Annotated in this window: 2 protein-coding genes; both read right to left on the reverse strand. The window is 63.8% G+C overall.

Annotation, left to right across the window (positions count from 1 at the left end; translation table 11 throughout):
- Positions 1–12: 12 nt before the first annotated feature.
- Complete coding sequence (locus CAF79_RS21455; RefSeq protein WP_085700192.1) at positions 13–15,573, reverse strand: non-ribosomal peptide synthetase; 15,561 nt, start codon at positions 15,571–15,573, stop codon at positions 13–15.
- A 180-nt stretch (positions 15,574–15,753) separates the two neighbouring features.
- Positions 15,754–16,488 (reverse strand): thioesterase II family protein, encoded by a 735-nt coding sequence (locus CAF79_RS21460; protein ID WP_085700193.1) that lies wholly within the window; start codon positions 16,486–16,488, stop codon positions 15,754–15,756.
- Positions 16,489–16,530 lie beyond the last annotated feature (42 nt).

Below are 16,530 nucleotides of genomic sequence, written 5' to 3' on the forward strand. Positions count from 1 at the left end.
GCCGTGGTCCTCTCAGGAAATCAGTTTTTCAAGTTCATCTGCTGATAAACGATTGAGAGCCTCCAAGGATTTAGCCAAAACATCATGAACGGGCTGCAAATCGGGTTGCAGGGCTTGTACGGCTTCGCTGAAAGCCGCCAGGTCGGCACTGGCGAACAGGCTGGCCAACGGCACTTCGAAGCCCAGCAACTCACGCAGACGCAGGGCCACCTGCGTGGCCAGCAGCGAATGACCGCCGAGCTCGAAGAAATTGTCTGTCAGGCCGACCCGCTCCAGTTTCAGGACATCGGCCCAGACCCCGGCGACCTGCCGTTGCAGTTCAGTTTCAGGCGCCACATAGCTGTGTTGCAGCAGGCTGGCGTCCGGTTGTGGCAGGGCCTTGCGATCAAGCTTGCCGTTGGCGGTCAGCGGCAGGCTGTCGAGGAGCAACAGGTGCGCCGGCACCATGTAATCCGGCAAGTTGTGCTTGAGCGCCTGGCGCAGGCGTTCACGCCACTGGCCCTGCTGGTCGAGCTCGACCGACTGATCGGCCACCAGATACGCAACCAGTTGCACGCCGCCGGCGCCTGGCTGATCCAGCACCACGGCCTGACGGATTTGCGGCAGCGCCAACAGTTGCGCCTCGATTTCACCCAGCTCGATACGGAAGCCACGGATCTTCACCTGATGGTCGATACGCCCGGCGTACTCGATCCGGCCATCGGCGCGATAGCGCGCCAGGTCACCGGTGCGGTACAGCCGCGCACCGTCGCCAGCGAACGGGTTCGGCACGAAACGCAAGGCGCTGAGGTCGGCACGCTTGAGATAACCGCGTGCCAACCCGGCACCGCTGACGTGCAACTCGCCGATGCAGCCCTTGGCCACCGGTTTCAGGTCGGCGTCGAGCACGTACCAGCCCAGATCCGGGATCGGCTCACCCAACGGGCTGCCGGCATCCAGTTCGAGATCGGCCAGGGTCAGCGGACGGTAAGTCACATGAACCGTGGTTTCGGTGATGCCGTACATGTTGATCAGCTGTGGCGCGGCATCGCCGAAGCGTTCGAACCATGGACGCAGGCTGCGCACTTCCAGCGCTTCACCGCCAAACACGACGTAACGCAACGACAGTTGCGGAACCTGCGGCGCATCGCAAGCGACTTGCATCAGTTGCTTGAATGCCGACGGCGTCTGGTTGAGCACGGTGATGCGCTCACGGCACAGCAGCGCATGAAACTCCTGCGGCGAGCGGCTAACGCTGTGCGGCACGATCACCAGACGCCCGCCATGCAACAGTGCGCCGAAGATTTCCCAGACCGAAAAGTCAAACGCGTACGAGTGGAACAGCGTCCAGCGATCCTCGGCACCGAAGTTGAACCAGGGCTGCGTGGCCTCGAACAGACGCAGCACGTTGTCGTGAGCCAGCAGCGTACCTTTCGGCTTGCCGGTGGAGCCCGAGGTATAGATCACGTAAGCGAGGCTGGCACTGTCGGCCCAGACCTGCGGATCGGTTGCCAATTGATCCTGCCAGCGGCTGTCATCACCCAGCAGCAGGGTTTCGACGCGCTCGGCAATCTCCAGATGATCGAGCACACCCGGCTGCATCAGCAGCAAGGCAATGCCGCTGTCTTCGATCATGTATTGCAGGCGCTCGGCCGGATACTGCGGATCCAACGGCAGGTAAGCCCCGCCAGCCTTGAGGATGGCGACCAGGCCGACGATCATTTCGATCGAACGCTCGGCCGCCAGCCCCACCAGCACATCGGCCCCGACGCCCCGCGCGATCAGAGCATGGGCCAGGCGGTTGGCGCGGGCGTTGAGTTCGCCGTAGCTCAATTGCTCCTCGCCCAGGCTCACGGCAATCGCCTGCGGCGCCCGCCGCACTTGCGCTTCGATCAGCTGTGGCAAGGTGCGGGTTTGCGCAAAGGTGGCCGGCGCGCGGTTCCAGTCGTGCAACATCGCCTGTTGTTGTGCGTCTTCGAACAGGCTCAGATCGGCCAGCAGACGTTGCGCGGGCGAGTCGGCCATTTGCTGCAACAGGTGCTGCAGGTGACCCGCGATCTGCTCGATCTGCGCTGCGCTGAAATGCTGACGGGCATAGGCGAACTGCAACGACAGGCTGTCGCTCAGGTCCACCAGCACCGTCAACGGCAGGTTGGTCTGCTCCTGGCTGCGCGCCTGGTCGAAACGCAAGCCTTGCGGCGCACCGTTGTTCAGCGCCTCCGACACCGGGTAGTTCTCGAACACCAGCAGGCTGTCGAACAAGCCTTCACCGCGTTGCCCGGACCAGCGCTGAATGTCCGCCAGTGGCGTGTATTCGAATTCGCGCATGGCCAGGTTCAGCGCCTGCACGGTTTGCAGCCACTCACCGAGGGATTGCTCGACACGCGGGGTGGCGATCACCGGCAACGTGTTGATGAACAGACCGATCTGTTGCTCGACACCTGGCAACTCGGCCGGACGCCCGGCGACCGTAGCGCCGAACGCCACGGTCAGTTGCCCGGTGTAACGCTGCAACAGCAACAGCCAGGCGGCCTGCACCACGGTGTTGAGGGTGACCTTGTGCTGACGGGCGAACGCCCCCAGACGTTGAGTCTGCTCACGGTCCAGCCAATGGGTCTGCTGGTCGTAACCGCTCTGGCCGGCAGTCGCCAGTGTATCGAGGCAACTGCGGGCCAGATGGGTCGGCTCGTCCAGGTCGGCCAGACGCTCCGTCCAGAAACGCTCGCTGGCCTGACCGTCCTGACGCTGCAGCCAGCCGATGTAATCGCCATAACGGCCCACCGGCGCGGCCGGGGTTTCACCGGCGTAGCGTTGCATCACTTCGCCGAGCAACTGCGAGTTGCTCCAGCCGTCCATGAGAATGTGATGGCTGGTGTAGATCATCTCGAAGCGGTCATCGCCGGTGCGGACCAGCACCAGGCGCAGCAAGGGCGCCTGCAGCAGGTCGAAGCCTTGTTGCAGTTGCTCCTGCGCCAGCCCGTCGAGCGCTCCCGCCAGTTCAGGCCGACCGCGCCAGTCATGCAGGCTGAACGGCAATTGGGCACGACGCTGGACGATTTGCAGCGGCTGCTCCTGCTCGGAGATCCACACGAAGCGCGTGCGCAGAATCGCATGCCGATCGACGGCGCCCTGCCAGGCCTGACGCAAACGCTCGGGATCAAGGCCTTCGACGCTGACGCGCATCTGGTTGATGTAATCCCCCGAACCCTGCTCGTACAGGCTGTGGAACAACATGCCCTGTTGCATCGGCGACAGTGGGTAGATGTCTTCGACCTCGGCACCGGCGTGCGGCAAGGCATCGAGCTGTTGCTGGTTGAGCGGCGCCAACGGGAAGTCCGACGGCGTGACGCCGGCATTGCGTGCAGCGCAGCAATGCTCGATCAGCGCCGCCAGTTCGCTCGCGTACTCATCCGCCAGACGTTGAATGGTCGCTTCATCGAACATCTCGCGGCTGAACGTCCAGCCCAGACTCAGCTCGCCACCGTAGACCTGACCATTGAGCTCCAGCCAGTTGCCCAGCGGCGCCAACGGACTTTGTTCGTCCCCGGCCTTTTCGCTGGCCGGGGCGAACAGTGTGCCGTCATCGAACTGGCTGTCGAATTGCCCGAGGTAGTTGAACGTGATGCGCGGTGTCGGCAGCGCCGCCAGCTCGCGGCGGGTCGCTTCATCACCGAAATAACGCAGCACGCCAAAGCCCAGGCCCTTGCCGGGAATCGCCCGCAACTGCTCCTTGATCTGCTTGATTGAACCGTCGAACGACGCGGTCGGGGTCAGGCGCACCGGGAACAGACTGGTGAACCAGCCGACGCTGCGACTCAGGTCAAGGTCGTCAAACAGGTCTTCACGACCGTGCCCTTCCAGCTGAATCAGGGTCGAAGCCTGCCCCGTCCAGCGGCAGATGACCCGAGCCAGCGCGGTCATCAGCAAATCATTGACCTGAGTGCGATACGCCGCCGGCGCCTGTTGCAGCAGTTGTCGGGTCAGCGCTTGATCGAGGCGCGTCTGTACGGTGTGCGCATCGCGGTTTTGCAGACGGGCCTGCGGATTGATGCACGGCAGGTCGACGGGTGCATCAGCCAGTTGTGCGCGCCACAGATCGAGTTCACCCGCCAGTTGCGGCGCGTGCTGTTGCAAGCGTTCGGCCCAGTGCTTGAAGGCGCTGGTCCTGGCCGGCAGGCGCAGGGGTTTGCCATCGATGCGCTGTTGATAAGCGCTTTGCAAATCTTCCAGCAGAATCCGCCAGGACACCCCGTCCACCACCAGGTGGTGCACCGCCAGCAACAAGCGTTGTGAACCATCGGCCAGGCTCACCAGCAAGCCACGCAACAGCGGACCTTGAGCCAGGTCGAAGCTGCGCTGCGCCGCAAGGCAGGCGTCCTGCAACTGTTGTTCATCGCTGACCGAAGCCTGCATCAACAGCGCGTGCCTGACGGTTGTTGCGTGGTGATTTGCGCTCCAGCCGTCGCTCGTTTCAGTGAACGACAGACGCAAGGCATCGTGATGCGCAACCAACGCCTGCAAGGCTTGTTCAAGTGCATCGGCCTCAATGCAGATCGCCGGCTTGAGCATCACCGACTGGTTCCAGTGATGACGCTCGGCAATGTCCGTCGCGAAGAACCACTGCTGGAACGGCAGCAACGGTGTGGCACCGCTGACCGGGCCCTGGTCGATCGGCCCCGCACCATCGCCCAGCGTCGCGACGCCTGCCAGTGCCTGGACGGTCTGATACTGGAACAAGTCCTTGGGGGTAAAGCGGATACCGGCCTGACGGGCACGGGCCACCACTTGAATCGAAATGATCGAATCGCCGCCCAGTTCAAAGAAGTTATCGCCCAGCCCTACTCGCGGCAGCTTCAGCACATCAGCCCACACCGCCGCGATGCGTTGCTCCAGCTCATTGCGCGGCGCGATGTATTCGGCCTTGCCGGCGCCCAATTCGGGTTTCGGCAGCGCCTTGCGATCCAGCTTGCCGTTGGGGCTCAACGGCATCTGCGCAAGATTCAGCCACTGATTGGGCACCATGTACTCCGGCAGTCCGGCGTGCAGGTGGCGCATCAGGCTGTCGCGCCAGTCTGCGCTCTCTTCGTTCAACACCACGTAAGCGGTCAGCAGCTTGCCGTCGATCACCAGCACCGCCGCCTCACGGACGTTGCCATGCTCCAGCAGACGCGCTTCGATTTCACCGAGTTCGATACGCAAGCCGCGCAGCTTGACCTGATGGTCGATCCGGCCGGCGTATTCGATCACGCCGTCGGCGCGGTAGCGCGCCAGGTCTCCGGTGCGGTAGATCCGCTCGCCATCGCCATAGGGGCTGACGGCAAAACGTTCGGCGGTCAGCGCCGGACGCTGGTGGTAACCGCGTGCCAGGCCGACGCCCGCCAGGTACAACTCGCCGAGCACACCGGTCGGCACCGGCTCGAGGTTGTTGTCAAGGATGTAGCAGCCGAGGTTGGCAATCGGCTGTCCGATCGGCACGCTGTCGCGGCCCTCCTCCACACACGTCCAGTGCGTGACGTCGATAGCGGCCTCCGTCGGGCCGTAAAGGTTGTAAAGCCCGGCCGCCGGCAGTTTGGCGAAGACTTGCTGTTGCGCGTCCGCCGGCAGCGCTTCGCCACTGCACACGATGCGTTGCAGGCGGGTGCACGTGGCGACGTCGGCGTCCTGCAGGAAGGCTTGCAACATCGACGGCACAAAGTGCAGCGTGGTGATGTGTTCGCGGTTGATCAACGCCACCAGTCTTGCCGGATCGCGGTGATCGCCCGGCGCTGCGACGACCAGCCGTGCGCCGGTCATCAATGGCCAGAAGAACTCCCACACCGAAACGTCAAAGCTGAACGGCGTCTTCTGCAGCACGCTGTCGCCCGCGCCGATCTCATAGGCCTGTTGCATCCAGCACAGACGGTTGGTCAGGGCGACATGACGGTTGCCGGCACCTTTCGGTTTGCCGGTGGAACCGGAGGTGTAGATCACGTAGGCGAGGTTTTCACCGGTGACCGCCACGGGCGGATTGTCGCTGGCGAAGCCCTCAAGCGATTCCTCGAGCAACAGGGTTTGCACCTGCCCGCTCAATGGCAAGGCATCGAGCAGATGCGCCTGAGTCAGCAGCAGCTGCACGCCGCTGTCTTCGATCATGTAGGCCAGGCGATCCTGCGGGTATTCCGGGTCGAGCGGCACGTAGGCGCCCCCGGCCTTGAGCACGGCCAACAGACCGACGACCATTTCGATAGAACGTTCGGCAGCGATGCCGACCAGGCTTTCAGGCCTGACACCCTGCGCCATCAGCTTGTGCGCCAGGCGGTTGGCGCGGGCATTGAGCTGCGCGTAGCTCAGGCATTCGTCGGCGAACTTCAGCGCCGGGGCGCCCGGGGTGCGCAGCACTTGCGCTTCGATCAACTGCTGCACGCTCAGGTGTAGCGGGTATTCGGTGGCAGTGGCGTTCCAGTCTTCAAGGATCTGCTGACGCTCTTGCGCGGCGAGCATCGGCAACGCGGCGATCGCTTGCTGCGGCTCAGCGACAATCGCCCGCAACAATGCCTGCCAATGTTCGAACAGGCGCGCAATGGTCGACGCTTCGAACAAGTCGCTGGCGTAGGTCAGGCTGACCATCAGCCCGGCGGCGGTTTCCGTGGTGTCCAGGGTCAGGTCGAATTGCGCGGTGGCGCTGTTCCACGGCAGGCCTTCGATGCGCAAATCCGCCACATCGGTGACCGGCGCCGCATCGCGCTGGTGGTTGAACAGTACCTGGAACAACGGGCTGTGGCTGAGGCTGCGCTCTGGCGCCAGCGCTTCCACCAATTGCTCGAACGGCAGATCCTGATGCGCCTGGGCGCCCATTGCAGCCTGCCGTGTCTGCGCCAGCAGATCACGGAAACTCAGGTCGCCGGCAAACTGTGCACGCATCACCTGGGTGTTGACGAAGAAGCCGATCAGGCCCTCGGTTTCGGCGCGGTTGCGGTTGGCAATCGGCACGCCGACGCGGATATCGTCCTGACCGCTGTAGCGGTGCAACAGGGTCTGGAACGAGGCCAGCAGGAGCATGAACATCGTCACGCCCTCACGTCGCGCAAACTCCTGCAATTGCGCGCTCAACGCGGGCTCCAATGGTGCATCCAGTCGCGCGCCGCGATAGCTCTGCACCGCCGGACGCGAATGATCGAGCGGCAGCTCCAGCACCGGTTGTTCGCCGCCCAGTTGGCCCACCCAATAATCGAGCTGACGCTGACGCTCGCCCGCCTCCATCCACTGCCGTTGCCACTGCGCGAAATCGGCGTATTGCAGCGCCAGCGCGGGCAGTTCGAGCGGTTGGCCGGCGCGTTGTGCGGCATACATCGCCATCAGTTCGCGCACCATCACTTGCATCGACCAGCCGTCAGAAACGATGTGGTGCTGAGTGATCACCAGCACGTGATCATCCGCCGCCAGACGCAGCAGGCTGACGCGCAGCAGCGGCCCGTTCAGCAGATCGAACGGCCGGCGAATCTGCGCCTGCACCCAGTTCGAAAGAGTGTCCTCGGCGTCGAGGCTGTGCTGTTCAATCGTCAGTTGGCCCTGCGCATGAATCACCTGCACAGTGCGCTCGTCGTCCTGACGGAACGTGGTGCGCAACGGCTCGTGACGCGCCACCAGTTGATTGAAGCTGTTCTGCAAGGCGGCGATGTCCAGCGCACCGCGCAAGCGCAGCGCACTTGGCACGTGGTAAGCGGCACTGTCCGGCTCCAGCTGCCAGAGGAACCACTGCCGCTCCTGGGCATAAGACAACGCCAGTGCATCACCGCGTTGCAGCGCCGTCATCGGCACGCTTTCGCTGTGTTGCAAGGTGGCGCAGGCGGCGGCAAAGGCTTGCAGCGTCGGTTGCTCGAACAGGGTGCGCATCGGCACATCAATTTTGAGTGTCTGGCGGACCCGGGAAATCACTTGGGTAGCCAGCAGCGAATGGCCGCCTCGTTCGAAGAAGTGATCGTTGAGCCCCACCGCGCCGGACTCCAGCACGGCTTCCCAGATCTGCGCCAGCTGCACTTGCAGCAAGGTTTGCGGCGCTGCATGAACGCACCGGGCCTGGCTCAGCTCGACTTTTGGCAGCGCGGTGCGATCAAGTTTGCCGTTGTTGTTCAGGGGCAATGCGTCCAGCGCCAGCAGGTGCGCCGGCACCATGTAATCCGGCAGTACCTGTTGCAGCGAAGCCTTGAGCGAGTCCAGCCACTGCGCCTGCGCGGTCGCAGGTTCGGTGCCTGTTTCGGGCACCACGTAAGCCACCAGCTGCGCGCCGCCCGGAAAATCCTGAGCGATCACGGCCCCGGCGCGCACGCCCTCCTGCGCTTGCAGGCAGGCTTCGATTTCACCCATCTCGATGCGCAAGCCACGAATCTTCACCTGGTGGTCGATACGTCCGGCGTACTCCAGATCAGCGTTTTCGTTGTAACGCGCCAGGTCGCCACTGCGATACAGACGCGCCCCGGCCTCGCTGGCAAACGGGTCTGGCAGAAAGCGTTCGGCGGTGAGGGCCGGACGATCGAAATACTGCTGGGCCAGACAGGCGCTCGCGCCGATGCACAACTCGCCCACACCACCGGCCGGCAACAATTGCCCGGCGCTGTCGAGCACGTACAACGCGCGGCCGGAAATGGCCCGGCCAATCGGAATGCCGAAGGTGTCGCTGGCATCGCTCAGGCGGCAGTCGTGAACGCTAGACACCACCGTCGCCTCGGTCGGACCGTAGGTGTTGAGCAAGCGCACGTGGCTCAACCCTGCTTCGTGCCACAGGCGCAGGCCTTCGACCGACATGGCTTCGCCACCGACATGCACCTGGCGCAACGCGCCCAGACTCGCGACGTTGCCGCCAGCGCATTCACGCGCCAGCAAGAACCAGTAAGCCGCCGGCAAGTCCGCCAGTGTCACGCCGTGGCCGACGATCTCGTCCGCCAACCGGATCACATCCCAGAGTTCGTCGCCGCGCATGATCAGCGCCGCGCCGACACACAGCGGCGGGTAACACTGCTCGACAAAACCGTCGAAACTGAAGGTGGCAAATTGCAGCACGCGATCATCGGCAGTCAGCGCCGAATACTCGGCACCGGTCTGGCAGAACTCGCGCAGCGCCGCGTGAGCAATCGCCACGCCTTTTGGCTGACCGGTGGAGCCCGAGGTGTAAATCACATAGGCCAGGTCATCGACCGTGGCGTGATTCAGCGGATCGCTGTCCGGGTAAGCGTCCAGCGTTTCGATGAGGTCGCCCAGCTGCAGATACTCCAGGCCCACTGCAAGCGGCACGTCTTGCAGGAGAGCGGATTCGTCGAGCAGCAGATCGACCCGGCTGTCTTCGATCATGTAGGCCAGACGCTGGGCCGGGTAGTTGGCATCAAGCGGCACGTAGGCGGCGCCCGTTTTCAGCACCGCCAGCAGGCTGACGATCATTTGCGGGCCACGGCGCAGCGCCAGGCCGACACGTTTGCCCGGCGCCGCACCGCTGGCCAGCAGACGGTGGGCCAGGCGATTCGCCTGGCGGTTCAGTTCGTCATAGCTCAGGCGCTGGTCACCGCACTGTACGGCCAGGGCCTGCGGTGTGGCTTTGGCCTGCGCGGCAATGCGCTCGTGCACCAGCCCGGTGTGCTGCAGCAGCAGCGCGGGTGGCCGGCAGTGGGCGAGCATGGCGTGTGTGGCGGCTTCATCGAGCAGCGTCAGGTTGCCGAGGCAATCTGTGGCGTCGGCGATCAGTTGCTCAAGCAAGTGGCGCAGGTTGGCGCAGAGCCTGTGCACCTGGGCGGCGCTGAATCGCGCAGCGTCGTAGCTCATCTCCAGGCTCAGCGTGGCGCCGAGTTCGATACCCAGCGTCAGCGGATAGTGAGTGCGTTCGTGGTTGTGCAGGTTGCCGAAGGTCAACCCGGCCGGAGCGCCCTGTTTCAGCGCCTCGGCGACCGGGAAGTTTTCGAACACCAGCAGGCTGTCGAACAGCGCCGAGCCCTGCTGCCCTGCCCAGCCCTGAATGTCGTACAGCGGCACATGTTCGAACTCGCGCAAGGCCAGGTTCTGCGCTTGCAGATCACTCAGCCACTGGCCGACGCGGTGATCCGGGCGCGGGTTGCACACCAGCGGCAAGGTGTTGATGAACAGCCCCAGTTGCTGCTCGATGCCCGGCAGCGGCGCCGAACGACCGGCCACTGTGGCGCCGAACGCTACGCAATCCTGCCCGGTGTAGCGTTGCAGCAACAGGCTCCAGGCCGCTTGCAGCAACGTGTTGAGGGTGACTTTCTGCTGACGGGCGAACTCGCCCAGACGCCGCGTTGCGGATTCGTCGATCACCTCGCGATGTTCGTCAGTGCCATGGCCGCCCACGGGCGGACGCAGGGCATCGGCAAGCAGCGTCGGCGCCTGCAACGGCGCCAGCGCAGCCTTCCAGAAGGCCTTGCCGGCGTCTGCCGATTGCTGCTGCAACCAGCCCATGTAATCGCGGTAATGCCCGACCGGCGCCGGCAGTGAGCGCCCGGCGGCGTAGTGGGAAATCACCTCGCCGAGCAACTGGGCATTACTCCAGCCGTCCATCAGGATGTGATGGCTGGTGTAGATCAAATGCCAGTGATCGGCGCCGGTGCGCACCAGTTTCAGGCGCAGCAGCGGCGCGCAGTCGAGTTCGAAACCCTGCGCCCGCTCAGTCTCGGCCAGCGCATCGGTGTCGGTGTTGTCCAGCACTTGCAGTGGCAGTTGCACCTGACGGCTGATCACCTGATGGGCGCTGTCCAGGCCTTGCCAGTGGAAGCTGCTGCGCAGCACGTCATGACGCGCCAGCGCCGCTTGCCAGGCGCTGGCAAAACGCTGCGGATCGAGGCCCTGAATGTCCAGACGCATCTGGCTGATGTACGCCTCGGCCTGCGGCTCATACAGGGTGTGGAACAGCATGCCCTGCTGCATCGGCGACAGCGGATAGACATCTTCGATGACAGCAGCGGCGACCGGCAACGCATCCAGTTGCGCCTGGCTGATGCGCGCCAGCGGGAAGTCCGATGGCGTGGCTTGCGCAGTGTCGAGGGCGCAGCAGTGCTCGATCAGCGCCGTCAGTTCGGCCGCGTAGCGATCAGCCAGGCTTTGCACGGTGGCACGGTCGAACATCTGCGAACTGAAGCCCCAACTCAGGCTCAATTGGCCGCCGTAGACCTGGCCTTCGACGGTCAGCCAGTTGTCCAGCGGCGCCTGTGAATCCTGGGCGACACCGCCGGACTCGGCGGATGGCACCAGCAGCGCCTGCTCATCGAACTGACGGTCGAACTGCCCCAGATAGTTGAAGGTGATGCGCGGCGCAGGCAATGCGGCCAGTTCTTCGCGCACCGACGGCGCGGCCAGATAACGCAGCACGCCATAACCCAGACCTTTGTCCGGCACCCCACGCAGTTGTTCCTTGATCGCCTTGATCGAACCGTCGAGATCCTCGGTCGCCACCAGATTGACGGCGAACAGGCTGGTGAACCAGCCGATGGTGCGCGTCAGGTCGATGTCGTCGAACAGGTCTTCACGACCATGGCCTTCCAGTTGAATCAGGGTGCCGGGCTGCCCGCTCCAGCCACTGATGGTCCGCGCCAGGGCCGTCAGCAACAGATCGTTGACTTGCGTGCGATACGCCGCCGGTGCCTGTTGCAACAATTGGCGCGTGCGCTCGGCGTCCAGACGCCATTCGATCTTTTCCCCGAAACGGTTTTGCAGGCTGCCCTCAGGACGTTCGCACGGCAGATCCCGTGCGCCGTTGTGCTGGGCTTTCCAGTAAGCCAGTTGATCGTCGAAGCGCGCAGCCTCGGTGCCCAGGCGCGCAGTCCAGCTCTGGAACGCGCTGGTCTTGGCCGGCAATTGCACGCCACCGCCCGCCGCGAGCTGTTCGTAGGCTTGCTGCAAATCTTCCAGCAACACACGCCAGGACACGCCGTCGACCACCAGGTGATGGAGGATCAGCGACAAGCGCTGAGTGCCATCGGCCATGCTCACCAACACGGCACGCAACAACGGCCCGCTGGCCAGATCAAGACTGCGTTGGGCTTCGTCGCAATGGGCGGTCAGTTGCTCGGCCGTTTCGGCCGTGCGCTGCCACAGGTCAGCGCGTTCGACCTGTGCGGCGTACGCTTGCTGCCAGCCTTCGGCACCCTCGACAAAACGCAGGCGCAAGGCATCGTGATGATTGATCACATGGGTCAACGCGGCGTCGAGCCACTGAGCATTCAGCGCCTCGCGCGGGGTCAGCAGCAGGGACTGGTTCCAGTGCTCACGCCGGGGCATCGCGCGGCTGAAGAACTGCTGCTGGATCGGCCCCAACAAGGCTTCGCCCGTGGCCGGCGCCTGATCCACCGGACTGTGACGGTCGAGGATCGCGACCAGCGCCAGACTGCGCACCGTCTGATACTGGAACAGATCGCGCGGGCTGATACGGACCCCGGCCTGCCGCGCGCGGCTGACCACTTGAATCGAAATGATCGAATCGCCGCCCAGCTCGAAGAAGTTGTCTTCCAGACCCACGCGTTGCAAACCGAGCACGTCTTCCCAGATCGCCGCCAGGGCTTTCTGCATGGCATCCTGCGGCGCGACAAAAGCTTGCTGCGGCGCGGCATCCGGCTGCGGCAAGGCTTTGCGATCCAGCTTGCCGTTGGCGGTGACCGGCAACCTGGCCAGCGTCATCAGGTAAGTCGGCACCATGAATTCCGGCAGGCTGCCGAGCAGCCAGGCCTTGACGTCCTGTTGCCACTGTTCGTCTGCCTGAGCGGTTTCCAGCACCAGGTAGCCGACCAGATGTTTACCGCCCTGCACCAGCACCACCGCTTCGCGCACCAGCGGATGCTGCATCAGGCGGCTTTCAATTTCGCCCAGCTCGATACGCAAGCCACGCAGCTTCACCTGATGGTCGAGACGCCCGAGGTATTCGATGACGCCGTCGGCACGCTGGCGGACCCGGTCACCGGTGCGGTACAGGCGCGCGCCTTCGTGGAAGGGGCACGGTACAAAACGCTCGGCGGTCAGCGCCGGACGCTGGTGATAACTGCGCGCCAGCCCCGCTCCGCCCAAATACAACTCACCCGCCACGCCGCTCGGCACCGGCAACAGTTCGGCGTCGAGCACATGGGTGCGCAGGTTGGCGATGGGCCGCCCGATCGGCACGCTGTCGGCGCCTTCGTCGACACAGGTCCAGTGGGTGACGTCGATGGCCGCTTCGGTCGGGCCGTACAAGTTGTAGAGTCCGGCATTCGGCAGTTTGGCGAACACTTGCAGTTGCGCGTCCAGCGGCAGCGCTTCGCCGCTGCAGACAATCCGTTTGAGCCCGACACAGGCCTCGACGCCCGGCTCATGAATGAACGCCTGCAACATCGACGGGACAAAGTGCAGCGTGCTGATGCCGTAGCGGTTGATGGTCTCGATCAACAGCGACGGATCGCGGTGCGCGCCCGGTGCTGCCACGACCAGACGCGCACCGGTCAGCAGCGGCCAGAAAAACTCCCAGACCGACACGTCAAAGCTGAACGGGGTTTTCTGCAGCACCGAATCGCTGGCATCCAGTGCGTAAGCCTCCTGCATCCAGCACAACCGGTTGACCAGCGCCGCATGACTGTTGCCGGCGCCTTTGGGTTTACCGGTGGAACCGGAGGTGTAAATCACGTACGCGAGGTTTTGCGGATCGACGCCGCCCTCGACACGGCTTTCGCTGTAGCGATCCAGCCAGTCGGCTTCCTGATCGAGGGTAATCACTGTCACCCCGGCAGTCGGCAGCGACGACAGCAGCGCACTCTGGGTCAGCAGCAAGGTGATGCCGCTATCCTCGATCATGTAGGCCAGGCGCTCTTGCGGGTACTCCGGATCCAGCGGCACATAGGCGCCGCCAGCCTTGAGAATCGCCAGCAGGCCAATCACCATTTCCAGCGAACGCTCGACGCAGATCCCCACCAGGCTGTCGGCGCGCACGCCTTGCTCACGCAACAGATGAGCCAGTTGGTTGGCTCGCGCATCCAGTTGCGCGTAGCTCAGGGTTTGTTCGCCGAACACCAGCGCCGGTGCATCCGGGGTACGGGCCACCTGGGCTTCGATCAATTGATGAACGGGTTGCCCGGTCGGATAAACCGCTGTTGTCGCGTTCCAGGCATGAACCAGCCTGTGCTGCTCATCTGCGTCCAGCAATGGCAGTTCACCAACGCGTTGCGCGGGATCAGCGACCATGGCCTTGAGCAGACGCAACCAGTGGCGCGCCATACGCTCGATGGTCGGCGCGTCGAACAGATCGCTGGCGTAAGTCAGTGCGGCGTGCAGCTTGCCGCCCTTCTCGTAGGTGTCGAGTGTCAGGTCAAACTGAGTGGTGCGGCTTTGCCAGTCGAGGCTGTCGAGCACCAGGCCCGACGCTGTGCCGAGGGCGGCGATATCGGCCACCTGCGGCTGGTGGTTGTACATCACCTGGAACAGCGGCGTGTGACTGAGGCTGCGCTCCAGTTTCAGTGCTTCGACCAGTTGCTCGAACGGCAGATCCTGATGCGCCTGGGCGCCGAGCGCCGTCTCTTTGATCGCCTGCAACAACGCATCGACGCGGGTCTGGCCATCGATCTGGGTGCGCAGCACCTGGGTGTTGACGAAGAAACCGATCAAGCCTTCGATCTCGGCGCGATTGCGGTTGGCAATCGGCACGCCGACACGGATATCGGTCTGCCCGGTGTAACGGTGCAGCAGCGCATTGAACGCGCCGAGCAACAACATGAACAAGGTGACCTGATGCTGTTGCGCGGTGGTGCGCAACTGGTCGGCCAATGGGCCGTCGACGGCAAACTCGTAGCGCGTACCGCGATAGCTCGGCATGGCCGGACGCGAATGGTCCAGCGGCAGTTCCAGCACCGGATGCTCGTCGCCCAGCTGCGCCTGCCAGTACTCCAGTTGCCGCGCTTGCTCGCCAGCCTCCAGCCAGCGACGCTGCCACAGCGCGTAATCGCTGTACTGAACCGGCAGGGCCGCCAGCGCCGGCAACTGGCCGGCGTCAAAGGCGTCATAGCAGCGGATGAATTCGTCGATCAGCACATTCATCGACCAGCCATCGGAAACGATGTGGTGCAGGGTCAGCAGCAAGACGTGCTCCTGTTCGGCGAGCTTGAGCAACGTCACCCGCAGCAACGGCCCGACCGCCAGATCGAACGGCAACACCGATTGCTGCTCGGCGGCACGCACGACAGCCTGCTCGCGCTCGGTGGCCGGCAGCGCACTGAAATCTTCGTGCTGGATGTTCAAGGTGGTCGGGGCCGGCACTTGCAGCAGGCTGTCATCCGCCTGGCGCTGGAACACCGTGCGCAAGGTTTCATGTCGCTCCACCAGCGCAGCAAATGCCTGCTCCAGCGCTGACAGGTTCAGCCGTCCGGTCAGGCGCACCGCGCCCGGCAAGTTGTAGGCGCCGCTGTGCGGATCCAGCTGCCAGAGAAACCACATCCGTTGCTGCGCGTAAGACAACGCCTGGCGATCGTCGGCCTCGATCCCGGCGGGAATCGGGAAACGGGCGAAATCCACGCCCTCCTTTTGCAGGGCCGCGAGGAACATCTGGCGCTTTTCCAGGGGCAACCCGATAAACCGGCGAGCAAGTTTCAAGGAGTCTTCAGCATTCATTTCTCAGCATCCGGATCAGTAGGCAGGAAGCACAAAGGCACGTCGTCCCTATAAAACGAATGCACACCGGAAAAATTAGCGAATGAGAAGAAGTATCAGCAGGTCAGCGGCAAGCCCAAAGCTGCGAGCTGAAAGAAGAAACGACTGCAGGCAGACAGCCTGCAGTCGTCGATTGAAAATTCAGGCAATGGCGGGCATCGAGTGCCGGCGGTGATGTACGTCGAGCTGATCCTTGATGACCTTCAGCACTTTGGCCTCGTGTTCATGGATGAAGAAATGACCGCCGGCCAGCATGTCCACGGAGAAACTGCCGAGGGTTTCCTTGCTCCAGCCGATCAACTGCTCGGTGGTCGCGCGGTCGGTGGTACCGCCCAGCACATGCACCGGGCATTTGAGCAGTGGGCGCTGGATCGGCTGGAAACGTCCGCACAACAGGAAGTCGGCACGCAGCACCGGCAGGGTCAGGCTCATCAATTCGGCGTTGGCGAGAATGTCTTCGCTGGTGCCATTCAAGGTGCGCAACTGCTCGATCAGTTCGGCATCGCTCTTGGGTTCGGCGAAACCGCGGTCATAGTCACTGCGCAGCGTCGGCGCCGCCGTACCGGAGGCGAACAGCGCAACCGGCTCCGGCAATCCCAGGGCGCGCAAGGCATGGGCCAGCTCGCAGGCCAGCAGCGCGCCGAGGCTGTGGCCGAAAATGGCGTAAGGCGCGCGCAGGGTCGTTTGCAGTTCGCTGGCCAATTGACGGGCCAGCGCGCGCATATCGGTTTGCAGCGCTTCGCCAAAACGTGCGCCGCGACCCGGCAGCTCGACCGGTTGCAGCGTCAGCCACTGCGGCAATTTGCGTCGCCAGCGGCTGTAGACCATGGCACTGGCGCCCGAATAAGGAAGGCACAGCAATGTCAGCTGAGTCACCCGGCTTACCTCGAAAAGTTGTCTGTATAGAAGAACGAAGGC

Origin of the sequence: Pseudomonas sp. B26(2017), from assembly GCF_002113045.1 — a bacterium.
In the GTDB taxonomy this organism is placed as follows: Bacteria; Pseudomonadota; Gammaproteobacteria; order Pseudomonadales; family Pseudomonadaceae; genus Aquipseudomonas.

Coding starts and splice junctions, on each gene's coding strand:
- CAF79_RS21455 (WP_085700192.1), bottom strand. CDS start 15,573: ATGAATGCTGAAGACTCCTTGAAACTTGCTCGCCGGTTTATCGGGTTG.